The sequence below is a fragment of the Salinibacterium sp. PAMC 21357 genome, assembly GCF_000247645.1.
In the GTDB taxonomy this organism is placed as follows: Bacteria; Actinomycetota; Actinomycetes; order Actinomycetales; family Microbacteriaceae; genus Rhodoglobus.
The window spans coordinates 1,330,365-1,352,794 of sequence record NZ_AHWA01000004.1; the positions used below are offsets into that span (position 1 = coordinate 1,330,365).

18 protein-coding genes, 1 tRNA gene and 1 pseudogene are annotated in these 22,430 nt (G+C 58.2%); 8 read left to right on the plus strand and 12 right to left on the minus strand.

Translation table 11 applies throughout. The features are described 5' to 3' along the window. Window positions 1-3: 3 nt before the first annotated feature. The 6 genes from ON14_RS09845 to ON14_RS09870 form a co-directional block, all read right to left on the minus strand. A complete protein-coding gene (locus ON14_RS09845) occupies window positions 4-1,221 on the minus strand; it encodes a glycosyltransferase (protein ID WP_141629989.1) in 1,218 nt (405 codons plus the stop codon). Continuing rightward, entirely contained in the window at window positions 1,197-2,345 is a 1,149-nt protein-coding gene (locus ON14_RS09850; protein ID WP_158000085.1) for a hypothetical protein, read from the minus strand. The genes ON14_RS09845 and ON14_RS09850 overlap by 25 nt, the downstream gene beginning before the upstream one ends. A gap of 130 nt (window positions 2,346-2,475) precedes the next feature. Next, a complete protein-coding gene (locus ON14_RS09855) occupies window positions 2,476-4,323 on the minus strand; it encodes an ABC transporter ATP-binding protein (RefSeq protein ID WP_010204850.1) in 1,848 nt (615 codons plus the stop codon). Between the two features lie 59 nt (window positions 4,324-4,382). After that, entirely contained in the window at window positions 4,383-5,393 is a 1,011-nt protein-coding gene (locus tag ON14_RS09860; RefSeq protein WP_010204851.1) for a 3-oxoacyl-ACP synthase III family protein, read from the minus strand. A 26-nt stretch (window positions 5,394-5,419) separates the two neighbouring features. Beyond that, a complete protein-coding gene (locus ON14_RS09865) occupies window positions 5,420-6,250 on the minus strand; it encodes an SDR family NAD(P)-dependent oxidoreductase (protein WP_081503536.1) in 831 nt (276 codons plus the stop codon). Continuing rightward, entirely contained in the window at window positions 6,180-6,413 is a 234-nt protein-coding gene (locus tag ON14_RS09870) for an acyl carrier protein (RefSeq protein ID WP_010204853.1), read from the minus strand. Before ON14_RS09870 ends, ON14_RS09865 begins: the two co-directional genes overlap by 71 nt. 60 nt (window positions 6,414-6,473) lie before the next feature. Here ON14_RS09870 and ON14_RS15485 point away from each other — a divergent pair, with 60 nt between their 5' ends. Further along, window positions 6,474-7,391: an LpxD N-terminal domain-containing protein gene (locus tag ON14_RS15485; protein ID WP_010204854.1), complete on the plus strand. Its 918-nt coding sequence runs from the start codon at window positions 6,474-6,476 to the stop codon at window positions 7,389-7,391. Between the two features lie 24 nt (window positions 7,392-7,415). Here the strand turns inward: ON14_RS15485 and ON14_RS09880 are convergent, their stop codons facing one another. After that, entirely contained in the window at window positions 7,416-8,090 is a 675-nt protein-coding gene (locus ON14_RS09880; protein WP_010204855.1) for a hypothetical protein, read from the minus strand. A gap of 42 nt (window positions 8,091-8,132) precedes the next feature. Then, window positions 8,133-9,275 carry an acyltransferase family protein gene (locus tag ON14_RS09885; RefSeq protein WP_010204856.1) on the minus strand — a complete coding sequence of 381 codons (1,143 nt, stop codon included), beginning with the start codon at window positions 9,273-9,275 and terminating at the stop codon, window positions 8,133-8,135. Between the two features lie 357 nt (window positions 9,276-9,632). Here ON14_RS09885 and ON14_RS16525 point away from each other — a divergent pair. Beyond that, window positions 9,633-10,031: pseudogene (locus ON14_RS16525) on the plus strand (hypothetical protein); the annotation flags it as partial. A gap of 168 nt (window positions 10,032-10,199) precedes the next feature. Then, window positions 10,200-10,694 carry a hypothetical protein gene (locus ON14_RS16190; protein ID WP_010204858.1) on the plus strand — a complete coding sequence of 165 codons (495 nt, stop codon included), beginning with the start codon at window positions 10,200-10,202 and terminating at the stop codon, window positions 10,692-10,694. 4 nt (window positions 10,695-10,698) lie between these two features. On the opposite strand, the gene wecB is transcribed toward ON14_RS16190, so the two are convergent. Beyond that, the gene (gene wecB, locus ON14_RS09895) at window positions 10,699-11,745 is read right to left on the minus strand and encodes a non-hydrolyzing UDP-N-acetylglucosamine 2-epimerase (protein WP_026037654.1); all 1,047 of its coding nucleotides are present in this window, start codon (window positions 11,743-11,745) and stop codon (window positions 10,699-10,701) included. Window positions 11,746-11,827: 82 nt separating this feature from the next. Here wecB and ON14_RS09900 point away from each other — a divergent pair, with 82 nt between their 5' ends. Further along, on the plus strand, window positions 11,828-13,138 hold the full coding sequence (locus ON14_RS09900) for a nucleotide sugar dehydrogenase (RefSeq protein WP_010204860.1): 1,311 nt from the start codon (window positions 11,828-11,830) through the stop codon (window positions 13,136-13,138). On the opposite strand, the gene ON14_RS09905 is transcribed toward ON14_RS09900, so the two are convergent. Continuing rightward, a complete protein-coding gene (locus ON14_RS09905; protein WP_010204861.1) occupies window positions 13,135-14,115 on the minus strand; it encodes a Gfo/Idh/MocA family protein in 981 nt (326 codons plus the stop codon). The genes ON14_RS09900 and ON14_RS09905 overlap by 4 nt on opposite strands. Continuing rightward, window positions 14,115-15,191, minus strand: a complete 1,077-nt coding sequence (locus tag ON14_RS09910) for a DegT/DnrJ/EryC1/StrS family aminotransferase (RefSeq protein WP_010204862.1) — start codon at window positions 15,189-15,191, stop codon at window positions 14,115-14,117. The genes ON14_RS09905 and ON14_RS09910 overlap by 1 nt, the downstream gene beginning before the upstream one ends. A gap of 242 nt (window positions 15,192-15,433) precedes the next feature. Between ON14_RS09910 and ON14_RS15225 the strand changes: the two genes are divergently transcribed. Beyond that, a complete protein-coding gene (locus ON14_RS15225) occupies window positions 15,434-17,782 on the plus strand; it encodes an FG-GAP repeat domain-containing protein (RefSeq protein WP_010204864.1) in 2,349 nt (782 codons plus the stop codon). A gap of 104 nt (window positions 17,783-17,886) precedes the next feature. Here ON14_RS15225 and ON14_RS09920 read toward each other — a convergent pair whose 3' ends face one another. After that, window positions 17,887-19,206, minus strand: a complete 1,320-nt coding sequence (locus tag ON14_RS09920; protein ID WP_026037655.1) for an aspartate aminotransferase family protein — start codon at window positions 19,204-19,206, stop codon at window positions 17,887-17,889. 134 nt (window positions 19,207-19,340) lie between these two features. Between ON14_RS09920 and ON14_RS09925 the strand changes: the two genes are divergently transcribed. From ON14_RS09925 to ON14_RS09935, 3 genes are all read left to right on the plus strand, one after another. Further along, entirely contained in the window at window positions 19,341-20,879 is a 1,539-nt protein-coding gene (locus ON14_RS09925; RefSeq protein WP_010204867.1) for a PucR family transcriptional regulator, read from the plus strand. Window positions 20,880-20,976: 97 nt separating this feature from the next. Next, window positions 20,977-21,061, plus strand: a tRNA-Ser gene (locus ON14_RS09930). A gap of 45 nt (window positions 21,062-21,106) precedes the next feature. Next, window positions 21,107-22,393, plus strand: coding sequence for an LCP family protein (locus tag ON14_RS09935; protein WP_010204869.1), 1,287 nt, complete (start codon window positions 21,107-21,109; stop codon window positions 22,391-22,393). Window positions 22,394-22,430 lie beyond the last annotated feature (37 nt).

Below are 22,430 nucleotides of genomic sequence, written 5' to 3' on the forward strand. Positions count from 1 at the left end.
TTCCTACTCCGAGAGAAAGTGCTGCTCGAGAACTGCTCGTGACATCCGACCGTCATGGGCATGCCGGATAAAAGCCGGTCCGCGCGCCGCGATTGTGCGGTAATAATCTCGGCGCACGGCGATGTCGCGAATGACATCCTCCAGAGTGTCAATGTTTGCTTCAAGGATCGGGAGTTCTAGACCGGTTTCTTGCAGAACAACCCCTCGGGCTTGCTCGCTCACGTGCGCTACCACGAGTCGGCCTGAAGCCATGGCTTCACAAGACGCAACTCCATAGTCCCCGGCGCGAAATTGGTCGAGCACGACATCAGCTCCGGCATACATGGCCGGCATCTCAGCTTGAGTCTTTCCTGTGACGTGAATGTAGTCAACGATTCCCTCCGACTGCAACCGTTCTAACGCTGGAGCGATGTGCATCGTGCCCTTCGGTAAAGGATTCGAGGGGATGTGAACGACGCGTAGGCGTTTGTTCTCTAGCAGGGGTTCGGAGTTAGCCCAAAGGTCTGGTTCAATGACGACGGGGAGCAGGTGCGCGAAGGGGACGTCGAGAAGCAATCCGGGGGTGGACACAAAGGTTGGAGCCGCGATGTCGTCGAGCAATGCCATATTTGAGAGCACAATTTTTTCGATGGGGGCGACTGGAGTCCAATCATCATTGCTGAAATATGACCACTGCTCCAAGGCCTTATGCCTACTGGGTAGGCGAATGTCGGTGCCGTGGCAGATCATTCCGACGGTTACGCCACGCGCTCTGAGGGCTGCGACTTGCCGGCGAATGTCAGCGCCAAACATACCTCCAAGGATGGGCGATTCGGCCTCGATCATGACGTGGGTATAGCCCTCGGTCAGCTCGGCAAACAAGTCGCGTTGCCAACGTCTGGAGTGTTCCATCGTGCGCCAACGTACGGAATAGTCTGTCGCATATCCGAACGGATTAGTCTCCAGGCACACCATGTTTCGGCCGTCGACATCGGGGTTCTCTGCCGCCGCTCGAGCCCAGCGATGGCCTTGGCCTGCATAGTTCGTCGGACCGATATATAGCCGGACTCGTCTGTCTCGTTGCGCGAGTGGCGGCGGCGGAATCGGGACCTTGTTGACACGGTCAATGGTTGATGCGACGAAATCTTGCACTACCGATGGCACTAGATTCCAGACCATTTTCGCTGTCGGATGCACGAAGAAGTTCTCCCCTTGGGTTAGGTGGTTCCCGGCTTCAGCCAAGAATCGATGAGTACGTGTGCGCTCAACCGACCGTCGTGAACTTCGGAGACGAATCCGACGCCTGCGTCTCGGATGTCGTCCAAGCGGTTACGGTCGGCTGCGAGTCCCCGCAGTACCTGTTCGAGAGTATCAGGGGTTGCTTCGATGACCGGGAGCTCAATTCCCGTCGTCTCTTTCACCACGTCGCGCACGTCATCGATCACGTGCCCTACCACCACAGCGCCAGCGGCCATTGCCTCGCAGGCGGCTACCCCATATGAGCCCGCCCTGAATTGATCGAGCAAGACGTCGGCTTTGTGAAAAACGGCGGGCATGTCTTCAGACGCGACACCAGAAACCAGCGAGAATTCGATGACCCCCTCTTGATGGAGACGGTCAAGCACCGGCAGCACGAGAGGCGTTCCTTTGTTCACCGAGGCAGAAGGCGCGTGGACTACGCGCAGCTTGTTCTCGCTGGAGCATCGAGTGCGCTCGATATTCTGCCACCGGGAGACGTCAACAACGACCGGGCACCAAATCCCGTTGCTGACGTCCGCGAGAAGGTCCGGTGTGGAAACGAAAACCGGTCCCCCGGAGCGGTCAAGGATCTCTCGATTGTGCTTCGCGAGGTACTCAAGTCGGGGGGTGTAGACCGCGTGGTCGTTGTACAGAGACCACGGGGTCCGGGTGACGTGTCTGCTCGGTAGGCGGATGTCGGTGCCGTGCGCCATGAACGCAATGTGTACGTTGCGTTCGCGGAGCGCTTCTATCTGACGTCGGAGGTCGCGTCGCATCAGTCGCCCAAAGAGAGGCTCTTCAGCCTCAACGAGTACATGGGTGGCGTGCGAGGCAACAGCATCCAATTGTCGTCGTTGCCACAGTCGGTCGTTGTGGTAGACCGACACTGGAACCAGCAAGTCAGACACGAAGGAGAAACCGCCAGGCACATCGATCGCCATGTTTCGCGCGGCGATGGAGGGGGCGGCGTGCTCAATCGCCGCGCTCCACGCTCTGCCTTGCCCGGAGTAGTTCACCGGGGCTATCAAAACTCGCTGCTCCGACGGGGGGAAGGTAGTGACGGCCGTCGACCCGGGAGTCTCTGGCGTGCCCAGCCTGCGCGCAGCAACGCGGCCGAACAAGCTCATCGGGTGATTGGCAACATAGTCAATCGTCGCATTCAGAACCCGTGGCAGTCGGTTTCGGTCGGAAAGACGGGCGGCAATCCGGGCGATCATGGCTTTCGCTCGACCGAATTCTGGTTGATCGGAGGCACGATCACCGTGGCGTCTCTTCCTGCGCAACCTCACTATCGCGCGTCACAACAGTGTGGAGCCCGGCTTCTTCAGCGAGCCCAGCGAGGGCGACTTGCTCACCGAATTCAGGGAGCTTGAGTGCAAGCTCGGAAAACGTTCCTTTGCCGACGATTCGGCCGCCTTCAAGATAAGCAACCTGATCGTAATCTTTGATCGTCGAAAGGCGGTGGGCGACAGAGATCAGCGTCACTTCACCGTGGAGGCTGCGGATTGCTTGAGTGATCTCGTCCTCAGTTTTGGTATCGAGCGAGCTTGTCGCTTCGTCGAGTACGAGAACCAAGGGGTCGGCGTAGAGAGCACGGGCAATTCCCAAACGCTGTTGTTGCCCGCCCGAAAGTGATACTCCACGTTCCCCAATGCGCTCGTCGATTCCTTTGTCGCGCGAAGCGACGAGTGTCGTGAGGCGCGCTTTTTCGAGTGCATCTCTGACACGATCTCGATCGAAGTTGTCGTCCCACGTGAGGGCGACATTTTGCGCGATAGAGCCGTCGAAGAGGGCAACGCGCTGTGGAACATAACCGACACGCTCGCGCCAGGCGCGAATTACGTCAGTCAAGGGCTCACCGTCAATGTCGATAAGTCCGCCGGTCGGTACGCTCAGGCCCAAGAGCAAGTCGACAAGAGTTGATTTGCCGGCGCCGGATGGCCCCACGATGCCCAATGAACTTCCGAGAGGAATATCGAGTGATAGCTCACGAAGAACTCTCTCGCTCGAACGTGGGTAGGTAAAGGAAACGGAATCGAGACGCAGCATTTGCGGGTTGGCCGGGAGCACAGCAACGTCCACCGCGGTTGTGGTCGCGGAGACATTTTTCTCGGCGCCTGTTAGATCTTTGATGACGTCGGATGCGGTCGGGATAGAGGCTGTCGCCTGCACCACGCTGGCCAAGACGCTGTTGATTGCCGGGATGAGGCGGAATCCTGTGGCAGCGAACAACGCAACCGAGGAGACAGCTCCGTTGAGTCCCGACGTGAGGTACGCCGCGAACCCAATCAATAAGAAGCCTCCTACAAGGGCAGCTTCGAATGCATAGAGGGGGAGGATTCCGAGGAACGAACCATTGCGGCGAGCACGAACCGAATGGATTCTGCTTTCCGTCACGACATCCGCGACCTGATCGAGGCGGTTGCGAAGGCTGAGCTCCTTAAGCGCATCGACCATCTCGGTCATAAGAATTGCTACGCGATAGCTGTAATCGCGGTTGACTTGGCCAGCTTCTAACGATCGTCGGGTAACCACCTTGTTGACGAGCAGAGTGACGAGAGAAAGATAAACGAGCGCGATGACTGATGTCATCGGGTCGGTGAATACGAGGACGGCAAGAACCAGAGTGAACGTTGTGAGGGCGCTCGGAACTACCGCTAGCGGAAGGATGAAGCCGGCGATTGTTCCGGCAATTCCGGCATCGGCGATGCGAGTTATTTCTGCGACACTTCGTTTTGACCGCTCTTCCCAACTGGAGTGAATGTAGGCGCGGAAGAGCCGTCGTCCGATCTCAAGTTCATACTTAGCGAACTGCTTTGTTGCTACCCAGTGCAGCGCAACGGCGAACACGCTCTTGGAGATGATTAGAAGGCATGCGATCAGTACGAGCAACGGTGTAGCAGAAGGTGGCAGCACGCCAATGACGGGAATGTCAATGTCTGTCCCGTTAACCGCAGGTGCTATAACGATCGCCAGCAGAGCCATCGCCGCGACATCCAGAATGGTCAACGAGCTTGTCGTCACCATGTACCAGGTGTAGAACCGTCGCGCTCCCGCTGGGAGCAATGGAAGCAGTTCTTTAAGGGTTGCCCAGATACGTTTCATTTGGGGGAAAGACTATCATTCGCATTCCGGGAAGAAGCCCCTTCGCCGTCACCGCACACTTACCACTTAACGATCATGCCTCCCCATGACAACCCGACTCCGAAGCCGAGGATCATGACTCGCATCTCCGGCTTCAACGCGCCACGTCGTTCAGCTTCGACCAGAGCGATCGGAATCGTCGACGACACGGTGTTTCCCGACTCTTCGAGTGCCACAAAAAACTTCTCTTTTGGTACGCCCAACTTCTTGCGAAGGTGCTCCAGCATGAACGCGTTCGCTTGGTGGAAGACGAAGAGATCGATGTCGTCGAGTTCGAGCGAAGCTTTTGAGAGAATCGAATCAACTGAACTCGGAACAATGTCGAGCGTGAAGTTGAAAATCTCCGGGCCGTCCATGAAAATGTCGTACTGGGACTCTTCGATGTTGCGCTCGCTGATAGCGGCCTTGGGCGATATGTCAGTGCCAGGTCGGAGCCCACCATTCGGCACAATCAGGTTTTTTGCACCAGCGCCGTTGGTGCCATACGTAATTCCTGTGAAGTGATCTTCGTCGTCATCGGAGCCAGTGATCAAGGTGGCCGCTGAGCCGTCTCCGAATATTGTCCGAACTGATTTGTCTTTGGGGTTAATGAACTTGCTGTAGGTGTCGGCGGTGATCACGAGAACGTTGGTCACCTGCCCAGATTCGATGAGTCCTTTTGCGAGGCCAAGAGCGTAAATGTAGCCGGAGCAACCGAGGGTGATATCAGTTGCGCCTATCTCCGTGCGAAGACCTAGTCCATCCTGAACGAGGCACGCCGTTGTCGGCAGGTAGTAATCGGGGCTTTGGGTACACACGATTAGATACTCGATCGTCGAACGGTCGATATTTTTCTGTTTGAAAAGCCGCTCACCGGCAGCAATTGCCAAATGCGATGAAAACTGGTCGGGGGCGGCAATGTGCCGACGTTCAATACCTGTTTTCGCCGAGATTTTGTCGACGCTCCACTCGGGAAACTCCGTTGCGAGGTCGAGGTTAGTGAGGACATTCTCGGGGAGGTAGTACTCGACTGCCTGAACGCGTGCTTTCATGCTGTTCAGTCTACCGATGCGCGCCCCTATTGCGCCGTGTACCCGCCATCGATCACTAGCGAAGTACCAGTGGCCCAGCGAGACGCCGGCGAAACCAGATAGAGGATGGCCTTCGCGACGTCATCAGCCGAACCGATTCCGAGAGGGTGCGCTGCTTCAACATCCGCCCATGCTTGCTCTCCGATAGCGGCGCGGATGCCCGCAGAAAGTTCCGTTTCAACGATGCCGGGGGCGACACTGTTGACCCGGATCCCTTCGCGAGCGAGCTCAATTGCGAGCGAACGTGCGAGCGAAGCAACGGCGCCTTTGGTCGCTGAATAAACGCTAACTCCCGCTTGACCAGTCATGCCGGCGACAGACGAAAGAAATACGATGCTTGAGTGAGCGGCGCGTACTTGTTTGTGCCGGAAGCCCTTCGCGAGCATGACAGCCGTCGAGACGTTGATTTCAAACATTGAGGACAATTGCTCTGCCGTAATTCCCCTCAGCGCTGACGTGCTGTGGACGCCGGCAGCATGAACGAGACCGCTCAGCGGGCCCATCTCGGTTGCGATGCCTTTGAGGAGTGCAGGAATACCGTCGAGTTGAGAAAGGTCGTATTGCACGACGGTGTGGCCAGACCCGGAAAGACTAGCTTTCACTTCTTCTAATGCATCCGTACGTCGCGCGCACAGAGCGATGCGCGCACCGTGGCGGCTCGCTTCGACCGCGAAAGCGCGACCGATTCCAGAGGAAGCGCCCGTGACGACGATCGCGGCGCCATCGAGCTCAAGATAATCAGCGATGTTATTTCGCCTGGTCAGCGCCGTTGACGAGGGCGAAGAGGTCTGCGACGGTCGTTGCGTTAGAAAGATCATCGGCATTGACGGTCACGTTGGCCTCGGAATCGATGTCAGCGATGAAGCTGATGTTCGAGAGGGAATCCCAGTCGATATCCTCGAGAACATCCGTCATTGAAACCGTTTGCGGTTCAACCTCGAGAATGCCCGCAATGAGTGAAATAAATACGCTTTGCTCCATAGCAACGATTGTACTCATAACGTCTGGGCAGAGTCCTCGGGTCGCGCTAGCCTGAGAAGCATGGATACCAAATCAGTACGAGTCAGTGCTATCGCTGAAGCACTCGGCGCCCCGTTTTCGGGAAGTGACCAGGTTGTTAATGGCATCGCTACGCTGAGCGACGCGACAGCGGGTACGTTCGCATTCGTTGCTGACCCGGTCAAATACGCAGACTCGTTTCTCGCGGCGACTGCGCGTGGAGCGGTGTTGCTTGTTCCCATAGGCACTGGAGTATCCACGGTCGGCGAAGGGGCGTTGCTCGAAGTGGAGAACCCGCGCGGGGCATTTGCCATTGCGGTAGCTAAGTTCTTCGTTCCGGTCATCGAGGCAGGAATTTCGTCGACCGCTTCGGTCCATCCGACCGCTCAGGTGTCTCCTTCGGCCTACATCGGTGATTTCACGGTTCTTGGGCCGGGGGTGGTTGTGGGAGACAGCGCCGAGATTCGTCACCACGCTGTCCTTGCTGCAAACGTTCGCGTTGGGGAGGGCGCGCTGATCAAGAGCCACGCCGTTATTGGCGAGGAGGGTTTTGGCGTAGATAAGGACCCTGATGGAAACAACGTGCGTTTGCCCCATTTAGGCTCCGTGGTTATTGGCAGCCACGTTGAAGTGGGTAACTTCACGACAGTCTGTTCGGGCACGATTTCCCCGACGCGGGTGGGTGACTATACAAAGATTGACGACCATGTGCACATATCGCACAACGTGCAGATCGGTCGCAACGTGATTATTACGGCATGTGCAGAGATATCGGGCAGCGTGAAAATCGGCGATGATGTTTGGATTGGTCCAAACGCGTCCATCATTCAAGGCGTAGTTATCGGGGCACGGTCGCTAGTCGGAATCGGCGCCGTCGTCACTCGGAGTATTCGCGAGAACGAAGTGCAATTCGGAAATCCCGCGAAACGAATCAGAGACAATCACCGGCCAAAGGAGTAGGCCGCGCTAGGAGGAGGACTCAGGCTAGTAATTTTCGGCAGGCACTTTATCGAACCACCAGAATGGGTGTGTAAGCACCTGCATGAGCGGTTCTTTTCCAACCCATAGGCCGAAATGTCCCTCACGCCAGTTGCCGCTGCTGTCGCTGAGGTACTTCATCGTCGGCGTGGTAAACCGGTCTTCGTAGGCATGGTGGGTAACGGTATCGGACCAACGTTCGAGTAGGTTGTCTGCAAACTCGATACCGCCCATGCGAGCTGGTTCGTGTGAGCTGAAGCCTATGAGGCTGCGATTCAGTGCTGCCTCGAAAACAGTGCGCTGTCGATCCGCCCAATCGTTATTATTGCCGCCCAAAACTTCGTTGATTCCTCCCTCAAGATGAAGGCCGACTTCGTGGCCCATGTCTTCCATCTCACGAAGGGCAGCGAGTGCGGGGAGGCTCATCAGGTTGTAGCCGCGTGCGTGTACGCGAACGAAAATAGAGGACGCGCAACCCTCTTGCGCGTCGATTCGAGCCACCCGTAAAGCTTGATCAATGCTGTTGTCGAGGTCGTGGCGCAGAACTACGTGCTTCGGTTGTGGATTGCGAATGTACTCACCAAATCCAGTCACCGCGTATCCGTTTTCCTTGTATGCGCGAAGCACACGAGCATAATCGTGAAATGAGAACCCGAATTCGGCTGGCGGGGCGAGTTGCATGAAAACCAATCTGTCGTGAAGTCGAAGCCAGCCTATCGGTTGTCAGTTCTGGGTTGGTTCGGTCGATGAGCCGGTGGGAGATGAAATTTTGGCTGCCTTTCGGGATTTCCGTGAATTATCCCAAGCTCGGATTCGACGTTCAAACGGTTTTTCTACGAAATGATGCAGGCCCGCGGCACCGAGTAGCGAGACGACGAAAAGAACCACTAACCAGACGACGTTCCACCAACTCTGTGGCTGATTGCCGAACGCAAGCAGAAAGAGGTACACGAAAGTTGCGTGCACAAGGTAAAACGCAAATGACCACTGCCCAAGTAGGACCTGAATTCGGCTCGCAAAGATCGATTTTTTACCGGCTAGGGCCTCTGAAGTGACAGCAACAATAGTCAATGCGCAGGCAAGAATCACGAACTCGTTGGTGAAGTGACCCACCACCCAACCGGCCACCGTATCGGGAATGAACCTTTGAACAATCGTGACTCCCATGAGTAGGCCCACGAGAGAAGAAAGCCCTAACCAGACGGGCACGCGCGGGCGCCATCCATTTCGAAACGCCCATGCTAATCCCATCCCGATGGCGAATTCGGTGATGCGAATGAGTGGCGTCGGAACGCCATCGAAAGTATCGGATGGCGAAGCAACAACCATGATGCGGTAGGCGAAGGCGATCCCGGCAACGGTGCCAACAAAGACTAGGGACCCCCGCGTTGAGACTCGATTGAGGAATCGGCTGATGTAGGGATGCAGGGCGTAGAAGAATGCCTCACAAGTGAGTGTCCACGCCGCAGGGTTGCCCGAGAACAGGATGGCCGGGACAGTCGACCATCCTTGGAGTAGGACAAATGAAAGAGCTAATACTCCAAAGTCGACTGGCTTGACCCACGCCGGATCAGGTATTGACGCGAAGGTGTAAAAGACGGGGATCGCGAAGATGAGTGCGACGAAGTGGGCGGGGTAGACACGGGCGAAGCGACGCCAGTAGAACGTGGACTGCGATACACGCGGCGATGCCGACCAAGTGAGTACGAACCCGGATAAAACAAAGAAAAATGTAACTCCGAAGAATCCCTGTCCCAGGAATGCTGCAACGGCTGTCGGCAGCGGGGCGAAAACTTGAATGTGATAGGTGAATACAAAGAATGCGGCCCACCAGCGGAGCCCGGTGAGCGCGTCGATTCGCGGCATGGAAGTGGAAAGTGCTTGACTTTCCCCAGTCGCTGCTAGTCGCATTATTACCGTTCTCTGAATCGATCGGCTCTAGCCTAACTGCCCGAGCTCCTCGAATACGGACGCCGGGAGCGACCGTCGCGCTGACCCCTGCTTGTAAGATTAGGGTCAGACAGCTTCTGGCGAAGGCCCGGTGGTCGCACCACTGTGCTCCGGTTCACCAGCATCAGGGTTCTTTTCTGCCTCGCCCGAGCGTCTTCAACAACGTGGGGGAGTGTAATCGTGAAACCGAGTCTGCTGATTCTTAGCTTCTCAGATATCGCAAATGACGCTCGTGTACTCAAGCAAGTACGAGAGTTTTCCTCCCGCTATAGGGTGACCACCTGTGGCTTCGGTCAGCAGCCCCACCCTGGGGTTGAACATCTCGAAGTGGATGCTGGTGCCCCGACTCACACGAACTCGTTGCTACGTCAGCTTCGCGAAGTTGGCACAATCGCGGCCAGAGTCACCGGGTGGCATCATCGCATTTATAACGACACCGGATACGTCCTGCAGGCTCGAAGGATGCTCCGGGGGCGACGCTTCGACCTAGTCCTCGCCAACGACGTCGACACTATTGACGTTGGTCTGCGGTCAGCAGGGCCAGCCGGCGTACACGCAGATCTGCACGAGTTTTTTCCCGGGCTGCATAGTGATAGTTCGCGACAAGGCCGAAAAGCTACCGCTTACATGGAGTGGCTTGTGCGCTCGTTTGCTACTAGAGCCGCCTCAGTTACAACGGTAAGCCAGGGCATAGTGGAGGCATACCGAGAGTATGGAATTTCGGCGCAGGTGGTCACCAATGCCTCTCCTCGCGCAGACTACACCCCTGGAATCGTCTCTAGCCCAATCCGGCTAGTACACAGCGGGAATGCTCAACCAAGTAGGCAACTCGAAATTATTATGCGAGCCGTCTCGGAGTCGTCAGCGAACGTGACGCTCGACCTTCTTCTCATGCCGAACGACGTTCTGTATCTCGAACAGTTGTCGGCGCTGAGCATGCAACTTGATTCTCGCGTGAGAATACTCGAACCGGTGCCGCAATCCGAGTTGATCGGTGTCCTCAACTCATACGACGTTGGCGTGCATGTGTTGCCTCCCACGAGCTTCAACAACGCTAATGCGCTCCCCAACAAGTTTTTTGATTACGTGCAGGCACGACTCGGGCTCATCATTGGGCCGTCAGTCGAGATGGTCAGACTTCTTGAGGAGTACGGAGTTGGGGCCGTCACGAGAGATTTTACAGTGGCAGCCGTTCGTGACGTGCTCGATACTTTGACACCGCAACTAGTTACGCAGTGGAAGCAGCAGTCGCAAGTCGCTTCGGAGCCGCTCGGTGCAGACGCTCAAATTGCCACGTGGGTCGCCGCGATAGAGAACCTCGAGGCGAAAATTTAGCTCGTTAGTGGGCTTTGGCTAGTGCAGAGTAGACGCGAGACGATGCATCACCGATTCCGTACGGCGAGGCATCGGTCGGCGAAGGTATCGCTCTTGTTAACGCTGCGAGAATTTCCTCAGCGGAGTTAGCGAGCACGTTCCAGCCGAGGTCTACCGTCTCTTGCCATTCGGTCTCTGTGCGTAGCGTTGTGCACGGAACTCGAAGAAGAAATGCCTCTTTCTGCAATCCTCCCGAGTCAGTGATCACTCCGCTGCTCGCAAGAACGGCCCGCACAAGGGCGGGATACGAAGCAGGGGGTTGGAGCTGAATCGAGCCGCGTTCTAGGTCGATGTTGGCTTCCGCAGCCTTGGCGATGAGTCGTGGATGGGCGAACAGCGTCACAGGCAGAGGTGACGACGCGAGTGCACGAACGATCATTTCTAATCGAGCTGGGTCGTCAGTGTTCTCTGCTCGATGTATCGTCGCAACGAATGTGCCGCTAGGTTCGGACTTTTCATCGGACGCCTGCAGGCTGTTGCGCACGTGATTGAGAACGTCGACCATCACGTCTCCTACGTCGACAGCGATTGCCCCGAGGCCCTCTCGGGCGAGTTGCTCCACGGCGCTGGCCGTAGGAGCGAGACACAGGTCGGCCGCGTGGTCGGTCAGTACCCGGTTATGTTCTTCGGGCATCCGGCGATTAAACGAGCGCAAACCGGCCTCGAGGTGGGCGACGGGAAAATGAAGTTTTACAGCGCTCAGGGCCGCTGCCAACGTGGAATTTGTGTCTCCATAAACCAGCACCCAGTCGGGTTGGTGTCGAAGCAGAACATCGTCGAGCGCGGCGAGCATCGCGCCAGTTTGTGCACCATGACCTGCGGAGCCAATATTGAGCGACTCGTCCGGCGCGGGAATATCTAGATCTCGGAAGAACGCATCAGAAAGCATCTCGTCATAATGTTGTCCGGTGTGCACAATGACGTGTTCTACATCCCGCAACGCGAATTCGCGCGCAATGGCAGACAGTTTCACAAACTGCGGACGGGCCCCTACAACACTCAATACCTTCATCCGTCAACAATACGCGTAGATCGGACAGTCGAGTCGAGTACGCTTGGCACGCTTCCGCAAACGCAGACTTTGAAAGGCTCACGTGAAGATCGCCGTTATCGCTCTCGGAAAAATTGGTCTCCCCCTCGCCGTTCAGTTCGCGTCTAAGGGTCATGATGTCGTCGGTGTCGATATCAATACCTCAATCGTTGAGCTGGTGAATAAGGGCTCGGTTCCGTTCCCTGGTGAGGCGGATCTGGACAGATTGCTTGCTGAAGTGGTGGCGCAAGGAAAGCTAGTCGCCACGACAAGTTATGAGGAGGCGGTACCCAACGCCGATGCTGTGGTCATCGTCGTTCCGCTCATAGTGGATGCCGAAGCCCGCCCGGACTTCGGGCCGCTTGACTCCGCGACGAATTCTCTCGCCTCGACGATCACACCAGGCACCGTCGTAGCCTATGAAGTCACCCTGCCCGTCGGCACCACACGTAACCGATGGAAGCCATTGCTGGAGAAGGAATCAGGGCTTGTCGAAGGTGAGGACTTCCACCTCGTGTTCTCTCCTGAACGCGTCTTCAGCGGTCGAATTTTTGCAGACCTGCGCAACTATCCCAAGCTGTTGGGGGGATTCTCTCCGGCTGGCGTATTGGCTGCCACAGATTTCTATAACGCTGTTCTCGATTTTGATGAACGTCCGGATCTGAGCAAACCCAACGGCGTCTGGAACTTGGATTCCGTGGAGGCTGCGGAGTTCGCCAAGCTCGCAGAAACCACGTATCGCGACGTCAACATAGGTTTGGCGAATCAGTTCGCACGATTTGCTGATCGGAATGGTATCGACGTGTCGAAAGTAATCGAAGCCACGAACTCTCAACCGTTTAGCGACATCCATCGACCCGGAATCTCTGTCGGCGGGCACTGCATTCCCGTGTACCCGCGTCTTTATCTCTGGAACGATCCGGACGCGACGATCGTGCGGGCCGCTAGAGAAGCGAACTCAGAAATGCCTGAGTATGCGGTGGGTGTGCTGGAGAGAGCCTTTGGTTCGTTGAGCGGATTAAAGGTCGTCGTATTCGGCGCCGCTTATCGTGGGGGCGTCAAAGAGACCGCGTTCTCCGGTGTGTTTCCCACTGTCGCGGCGCTCAAAGCTCGCGGCGCGACTGCAGTTGTGCACGACCCATTGTTCACCGACGCTGAACTCAACTCGTTCGGGTTCGAAGCTCATTCGATGGGTGATCCCGCCGATGCCGCGATCATTCAGACGGATCACCGTGAATACCGGGGACTCGTCCCTGCCGACGTTCCCGGTATCCGTGCACTCGTCGATGGTCGCCGAGTGACGTCGCCCGAGGCCTGGAGAAGCGTTAGCTATCAGGTCATCGGCGGAGGAATGGCAGTCCAGCCAGTTCGCTAGGAAATCCGGTGGTTTAGGCCATCGAGCGCGAGTTCTTCTGCGATTCTCACGACGTTCGTTCCCTCGTCAAGCGTGACAATGGATGTTGTGTCCCTCGTCAGTACTGCATCGCGGAACGCTTCGTGCTCCGCGATGAGAGGTTCCTTTTTCTCAAGCGCAAAACGGGTTACGTCGCCCTCGGAAACTCCACGGAACGCCGCAACGCCCGACCATGAATCGCCAATAACGCCGTTCTTGAAGTGGGTGAGGTCTGCCGTGAGCGTGTCGACGACAAGCGCTCCTTTTGACCCGGTAATCACCGTTGTGCGCTCCTTGAACGGAGTGAGCCAGTTGACGGTGTGCGACGCGATGGTGCCCTTGCTGAGAGTGCCGATGGCGATGAGCATGTCTTCGTGTTCTCGACCGCTCTGGTGAGCAGTGCGAGCATTTACGGTGACGTACTGTTGCTGGCTCACCCACGCGGTGAGGTCGATGTCGTGGGAAGCAAGATCCTTGATTACTCCGACGTCCGCGATGCGGCCGGGGAATGGCCCCTGACGCCGGGTCGCGATCTGGTAGATATCACCAATCAGACCGTCTTCGATGCGAACGCGAGCGGACTGCAGTGCGGGGTTGTAGCGCTCGATGTGTCCGACGCCTCCAATGAGGTTTGAGGCAGCGAACAGGTCGCGGAGCTCAATCGCTGCGGCTGTGGTGGAAGCGACGGGCTTCTCGATCAGGGCGTGAATGCCTCGCTCAGCAAGCGCCTTACCAATGTCGAGATGGAAGATCGTCGGAGCGGAGACGACGCAGTAGTCGAAGCCCATATCGAGGAATTGATCGAGATCTTTGACAATCGGTTTGCCTTCTATGGTCGACCCGACAGCATCCGCGGGGTCATAGACGCCAAGGAAGTCGACCCCGTCGAGGTTGTTGAGCACGCGGCTGTGATGGCGCCCCATGACACCCAGACCGAGAACTCCGGCACGCAGCGCCATTAGCTTCCTGCCTTTGCAATGGCGTTGACCGCTTCAACGATTGTCGAAAGCTCGTCTTCCGTTAGGGATGGGTAGATCGGCAACGACAGCACCTGCTGCGCAGCGATTTCTGTCTGCGGAAGGTCGAGGTCTATACCAAACGAAGGAAGGCGGTGGATCGGAGTCGGGTAGTAGACGCCACTGCCCACGCCACGGGCGGCAAGTTCAGTAGCAAACGCATCGCGGTCCTGGTCAACTACACGCACCGTGTACTGGTGAAAAACGTGCTCGGCGTTTGGTGCAGTCGGCGGCGTAACGACTCCGCTGATGTTTTCCGTGAGGAAAGCAGCGTTTGCTTGGCGCTTCGCGGTCCAGCCGGCGAGTTTGGTCAACTGCACGCGCCCAATTGCTGCGTGGATGTCGGTCATCCGCGTGTTAAAGCCGATCACCTCGTTCTCATAGCGCTTTTCCATGCCCTGGTTGCGCAATACGCGGATTGAGCGAGCGACTTCCTCGGAAGGGGTGGTCACCATCCCGCCCTCACCAGAGGTCATGTTTTTGGTGGGGTAGAAGGAGAAGGAGCCCGCGATGCCCCAAGCGCCGACGGGCACGCCATCAATCGCGGCCATATGGGCTTGTGCGGCATCTTCGACAAGGAGGAGGTTGTGCTTTTTGGCGATAGCGGCAATCACCGGCATATTCGCCGGGTGGCCGTAAAGGTGCACGGGCATGATTGCCTTCGTGCGCGGGGTGATGGCCGCTTCGATGGCTGCAGGATCTGTTGCGAAGTAGTCGAGTTCTATATCGACAAAGACGGGAGTCGCGCCCGTAAGCCCCACGGCGTTGGCGGTGGCGGCGAAGCTAAAGGACGGAACGATAACCTCGTCGCCCGGACCAACACCGATTGCGAGCAGCGACATGTGCAGCGCTGAAGTGCCTGAATTCAGTGCGACTGAGTGGAAGTTGTTGACGATGGTCGAGAACTCAGACTCGAACGCTGCGACCTCGGGACCCTGCGCGAGCATTCCCGATCGCATGACCCGGTCAACTGCTGCGCGTTCTTCTTCGCCTACTTCTGGCTTTGCTGCGGAAATCATGCTCCGTGTACCTCAATCAATTGGTCTGGCCCCACCTCGCAGTAGTGCGTTTCAGTTACTGGGCAGATGAAGTCTACCGACAAGTAGGGTTCTGTGAGTGGCTGTCGCACAGAGCCCACTCAGGTAGGTCCGCAGGAAATTTGAATGCTCATACGCTCAATCCCGAGCCAGCGCAACTCTGTCGCGTAGAATGCGACGGCACGGTTCTGTTCACAAGGCTCGTGCAGGGGGCGGGAGCGGAATTGTCTAAAACATCGAAAGCCATCGCACGGATCTTTGCGGTCGCGGCGTCTGTCGCACTGATTGCAACTAGCGTCTCGGCGATACAAACCGTCACGCCCGCTGAGGCGCTAACGGGAAGTGATTTCAACGCAGGCAACATCATCAGTGACTCGTTGTTTTACGACGGTGGTGCGATGTCTGAGGCCGAGATCCAGTCATTCCTCAACTCCAAAATTGGCTCGTGCACGAACGGGCAGTGCCTTAACGTGCTCACTGCTGCCGTGGCTAGTCGCCCGGCAGTCTATTCGAACAGCACAGGAAACCTCGTTTGTTCCGCATTCGAGGGCGGCACGCTTTCCGCTGCATCCATCATTTATCGCGCGCAAGTGGCGTGCAGCATCAGCGCGAAGGTCCTCCTGGTTACCTTGCAAAAGGAGCAGAGTCTCGTCACGAGCCGCGCGCCGTCAGCCTCGACGCTTGCCCGCGCAATGGGAATGGCGTGCCCCGATACCGCTCCCTGTGCTGAGTATGCTCTAGGGTTTGGCAACCAACTCTACGAAGGTGCTAAACAGCTCCACTTCTACAAGGCTGGGCGCTTTGCCAAGCAACCGGGAGTGCAAGCCATCGGGTATCACCCGAACACCGCGTGTGGAAGCGCGGTTATTAACGTGCAGAACTATGCGACCGCCGCACTCTATAACTACACGCCGTACCAGCCGAATGCTGCAGCTCTCGCGAATCTTGGTGCAGTTGGTGACAGTTGCTCGTCGTACGGTAATCGCAATTTTTGGGCTTATTACAACTCATGGTTTGGTCCCACGGACGGGTCGCCCGCGTCATCACCGGACTTCGGCACGAACGTGGTCGTGCGCGACTCGCTAGGGGATCTCTGGATGTTCCCGGGCAACGGAAAGGGCGGCTGGGGCTCTACGACCAAAATCGGCAACGGTTGGGGCAGCTTTCTCCACATCCTCGGGGTCGGCGACTTCAATGGTGACTTGCACCGCGACATTATCGGTGTTGATGCCAACGGCGTAATGCGCCTTTACCCCATGAACGGCAGCCTCGGATGGCTAACCGTTTCTGAGATTTCTTCTGGCTGGGAAACTAAGACAGCGATCTTCAGCGTGGGCGACTTTAGCGGCGACGGATTCCAAGACCTTATGTCACGAGATGCAGCTGGCGACTTGTGGCTTCATTCCGGGAATGGCCAAGGTGGGCTTCGCGCTCCCATAAAGATAGGGAACGGTTGGCAGGGGATGACGGCTCTCTTCGGAGCCGGCGACTTCAACGGCGATGGTAAGCAGGATGTCATCGGTCGCAGCGCTGCGGGAACGCTTACTTTGTATCCCGGCAACGGCAGTGGAGGTTGGGGATATCCCGTCGCCATTGGTTGGGGTTGGAACGGTATGAACTCGCTCTCGAACCCGGGGGATTTCAACGGCGATGGAACACAGGATGTACTCGGGCGTGTGGCATCGGGTGACATGTGGCTTTATCCCGGTAACGGGCGGGGCGGGTGGGGCACCCCAGTGCAGGTCGGTTCCTCGTGGTCAGGACTGACCGCAATAGTCGGACCCGGATCGCCGATAGGAAAGCCCTTCGTGGAGCAACCAGGTGCTGGCGACCTGAACGCGGATGGCGCTCGGGACGTGCTCGTCACGGATGCGGCCGGCAGCGTTTACCTGTATCCGGGTAATGGCAGCGGAGGTTGGCGCACTGCAAAGAAGATCGCTGATGGCTGGGCTGGACGCACGATTTCCTTCGGGGCGGCGGACTTCGACAGTAATGGAATCGCAAACGTGATCACCCGCGACACGTCTGGTGCGCTCTTGCTGCACGCTAGCGACGGCATTGGTGGCTTGGGAGCGCCGGCATCCCTCGGAACTGGATGGGATGCGATGAACGCAATCTTTGCCGCCGGCGATATCAACGGAGATCGAAAGTCCGACATCATCGCCCGAGACGAGAGCGGTATCCTCTGGCTCTACCCCGGTGACGGTGCTGGTGGTCTAGTCGAGCGCCAGCAAGTGGGCAACGGCTGGGGTTCGTTCACTGCGCTCTTCAGCGCGGGGGACTTTGACGGAGACGGAAAATCAGACCTCATCGCCCGTGGTGCCGGAGGGGAGCTCTGGCTCTACTCCGGAACAGGGAACGGAACGTGGACTGGCCCGCGCCAAATTGGCAACGGTTGGGGCGGTTTCACAGCGCTTTTCAGCCCGGGTGATTTCACTGGGGATGGAAACAATGACGTGCTTGCGCGCTCCGCCTCGGGCGGGTTGTGGTTGTACTCGGGCGACGGCCGCGGCGGCTGGCTCGGTGGGCAGCAGATCGGCTGGGGCTGGGGCGGTTTGAGCTGGATCGGTTGATCCCCTCCGCCAGATTGAAGGGCGGTCAGCCGCGCGCTCTCGCGTATTGCTGACCGCCCTATTTCGCCTCGCCGTGATGGGTTGCTGCTGATAACCCAGGTTGCCTAAAGCTCGCTAAGGGCTTCGTCGTAAATTGCCATAGCGCGTGCGACCTCGTCGGGCGTGACGACGGCGGGCGGCACGACGTGGATGCGGTTGTCGGCAATGAACGGCAGCAGGCCACGTTTCACGAGTGCGCCCTTGATCTTGCCCATGGCGGCGGCGCTGAGTGGCTCACGGGTATCGCGGTCGGCGACCAGTTCCATCGCCCAGAACACTCCGCTTCCGCGGACTTCGCCGATGCAGTTGTGCTTCTCGGCGAGGGCGGCGAGGCCGGGGGCGATGTGGTCGCGGCCGATCATGGCGGCGTTCTCCACGATGCCTTCCTCTTCCATCGCGGTGATGGAGGCGACGATGGATGCTGCCGCGAGCGGGTGTCCGGAATAGGTTAGCCCACCAGGAAAGACGCGTTCGTCGAAGGTTGCGGCAATCTCGTCGGAGATGATGACGCCACCGACGGGAATGTAGCCGGAGTTGACGCCCTTGGCGAAGGAGATGAGGTCGGGCTTGATGTCGAAGGCGTCGAACGCGAACCAGTTGCCGGTGCGACCGAAGCCGCACATGACCTCATCGAGGATGATGAGGATGCCGTACTTGTCGGCAATGGCCCGAACGCCGGCCATGTAGCCGGGCGGTGGCATGAGCACGCCGGCGGTACCGGGAATGGTTTCGAGCAGAATCGCGGCGATTGACTCGGCGCCTTCTGCCTGGATGGTGCGCTCAAGGTAGTGCAGGGCGCGCTCTGATTCTTGTTCGGGGGAGTCAGCCCAGAACTCGGAGCGGTACTCGTAGGGGCCGAAGACGTGTACGTGAGCGCGAGCGTATTCGTTGGGGATGCGGCGCCAGTCGCCGGTGGCGACTACGGCCGATCCGGTGTTGCCGTGGTACGAGCGGTAACGCGAGATGATCTTGTCGCGGCCGGTGTGAAGGCGAGCCATGCGCATGGCGTTTTCGTTGGCATCCGCTCCACCATTAGTGAAGAAGACCTTGTTCATGCCCTCGGGCGCGTGGTCGGTAATCTTGCGGGCTGCTTCGGCGCGGATGTTGATCGCGTGGGCGGGAGCGACAGTGGCCATGATGTCGGCCTGTGCCTTGATGCCGGCGATGACGGCCGGATGCTGGTGGCCGATGTTGATGTTGACGAGCTGGCTGGAGAAGTCGAGGTATTCGTTACCCTCGTTGTCCCAGACCATGCTGCCCAGGCCACCTTCGAGCACGAGAGGCTTCAGTGCGCCCTGTGCCGACCAGGAATGAAACACGTGCGCGCGGTCGAGCGCGACGGTTTCTTCATTGCTGGGATTACTGGATGTGGGCGCAGAGGTCATGAGGCACCTTTCGAGGGCGAGACTGGTAATCCAACTATCGCGGTCGAGCGCTTCCCCGTGAATGACACTTTGTATAGTCAACAGCACAGCGATCGACATAGAGTGAGAACCTCAATCGGAAGAGAGGCGCTCTGATGCTTCCAACAATCTCCTGGCTGCTAGCCAGGAGTGAGCTGCGGCTCAGTCTCGTGACCAGCGCGCAGGAGCATCCGCTGCAGGCCGCTCTCGTAGCGACACCGATCACGTGGGTGCACAGTTCTGACCTCGATGACCCTTCCCCCTTTCTTAGTGCTGGCAACCTTCTCCTGACTGACGGCGCCCAATTCGGGTTCGAGGCGGATGCGGAACGTTACGACTACGACGCCTATGTCGGCCGGCTCGTTGCGGCCGAGGTTGTCGGAGTCGGCTTCGCGACGCACTTTCTCCATCAGGGCATGCCGCACGGGCTCTCCCAGGCCTGCGCTCGCGTCGGCCTCCCTCTTATTGATGTTCCCGACCGAGTGCCCTTTATCGCCGTTATCCGTGACGTCGCAGATCAGATCGCCGCTGAACGCAGCCGCCGCATGGAGTGGTCAATCGCAGCCCACAAGGCGATCTCGCGCGCAGCACTCAAACCGACCGGATTGCGATCAACGCTGGTGGAGCTTGAGCGCCAACTGTCGTGCTGGGTGGGCCTGTTCGATGCAGCAGGGGTGCCTCTGATAGTGCCGTCGCAGCGACCGTCAGAAGACCGGTTTGCCGCCCCGGTGCGGGATGAGGTGGTTCGAGCGTTGCGCAAGGGGCGCCGGTCATCCACGAATCTCACTCTCGATTCGGGTCAAGTGACCATTCAGACGTTTGGCCAAAACGGTCAACTGCGGGGAGCTTTGGCGTTAGGGCGCGGGTTTCCGCTCGATCGTGCCGAAAACGAGCTAGTCACGAGCGTTATTGCTCTGGCAACTCTCGCCCTGGAGCAGAATCGCGAACTAGACGCAACGCGCAGTCTGCTTCGTGCCACTCTTCTTGAGCTGATCCTTGCCGGCAAGGTGGCAGTCGCGCAGTCGACCGCAGACAGCGTGTGGGGGGCATTGCCGGCGGAACCTCTGATCGTGATCGCGATCGCTAAGCCCGTGCGCAGTCACTACGCTCTTGATGCCCTCGAGTCGCTGGCTGTCGATAGCGACGGTCGCGTCTTCTTTGCGGTGCGCGACGACAGCATCGTTGTGATCGGAGAACAAGGCAGTGAGCGGCAGCAGATTGCGACCCTCATTGCGGACCACGCCCTTTCGGCGGGAAGTGCTGCAGCCGTTAACTATGCCGACCTTGGGGCCGCGCTGGGGCAAGCGTCCCACGCGCTGCGGTCCGGTGACGGACGCCCCGGTCTCGCCGACTTCACCACGATCGCGGAGACTGGGATGCTCGGGGTGCTGCATTCCGCTGGCGCTGAGACGGTGGCGCGCCATGTGCTCACTCCTCTTATGGCCTTTGATGCCGAGAACTCGACAGCCCTAGTGGAGACGTTGCGCTCCTGGCTGGCGCACGATTGCTCCTGGGGTTCTACGGCCGCGCAGCTAGGGGTGCATCGGCATACGGTGCGAGCGCGCTTAGACCACGCTGCCGGCATCCTGCAGCTCGATCTCGAATCCTTCGAAGGGCGACTGGAGGTGTGGGCAGCTCTGCGGATGCTCGAATAGACGGTTTGGCGCGCCGCACCCCCATTTCGAGTGTTCCAGCCTGCCTTTCAGGTACGCAGTGCAGGCATCAGATACACTCTGAACTTGCGCTATGCAGGGAGGGCTGTCCGAGCGGCCGATGGAGCCAGTCTTGAAAACTGGTGGGCAGAAATGTCTCGTGGGTTCGAATCCCACGCCCTCCGCACTGCGCGCTATGTCTTGTCCTAGGTGGTTGAAAGGAGTTAGTAATGAGTGAACTACGTCCGCGGTCAGAATTACGTTCGCGCTCGGTTGCCCGCTCAGACTCAAAAGAGGCCCCCAAAGTACAAGGTTTGGCGCGACACGGACGGCTCAAGAAGCCGGGACCGTGGGGCTCGATCGCCAAGATCGTAGCCGGCTCGCTTGCCGTGTTGTTGGTAAGCGGCACCGCAGTCGGTGCCGTCGCTTTCGACAGCATCTATGGGCAGCGAGACACCGTCACTCTCGTGGGCGAGACCGAAGGTCCTCCGCCGCAGATCGGCAGCTATGAGGGTGGATTCAATATCCTCATCGCCGGCAGTGACACCCGTGAGGATCAAGGCGGAATCGGCGGAACGACTAAAGACGCTTCAGGCGAGCTTAACGACGTAAACATGATCCTTCACGTTGCCGCTGACCGTCAGTCAGCAGTAGCCATTAGCTTCCCTCGTGACATGGTCATGGGCATCCCCGAATGCCCCAGCTCGAGCGGTGACTACAACAAGTACTACTCCACCGAAGCCCTCAACACGGCTCTCTCGTATGGTGGCCTTCCGTGCGTTGCTCTCACACTCTCGGAGTTCACCGGCCTCGACATCCAATTCGCCGGAATCATCACTTTCGACGGTGTCATCCAAATGACCAACGCCATCGGCGGAGTCGACGTGTGTATCGATGGCCCTCTTATCGATCCCTATACCGGAATCAACCTCCCTGAGGAGGGAACCTACAATCTCGCGGGCTGGGAGGCACTTGCCTTTCTTCGATCGCGACACGGCGTTGGTGATGGCAGTGACTTGACGCGCATCAGCTCACAGCAGGTCTATCTCTCCTCGCTCGTACGCACGCTCAAGAGTTCTGACACGCTCGGCGACTACAAGAAGGTCTACAACCTTGCAGATGCCGCAATCGCCAACATGCAGTTGTCAAGTGGTCTCGCTGATATCCCGACCATGGTGTCCATCGCTTTGGCGCTGAAGGACATCCCGCTCGAGGGCATCCAGTTCGTGCAGTACCCCGGTACGACCGGCGGCACCGGCGTCTACTCGGGCAAGGTTCAGCCCAACGAGTACCTCGGCGACAAGATGATGGCCCTCATCGCGGCAGACCAGCCATTCACCCTCGCGGATGCCACTGATGAGCGTGGCGCAACTCTCGACCCGAACGCACCCGTGGCTGCCCCGGTTCCCGACGCAACCGATGGCTCGACCGCAGCGCCGACCGAAGAAGCTGAAGTTCTCGACATCAGCGGCCAGAATGCAGCGACGTACAGCTGCTCGGTCACCAACTACTACTAAAGGCAATTTCTCAGCAGATCTCAGATCAGTTTGATAG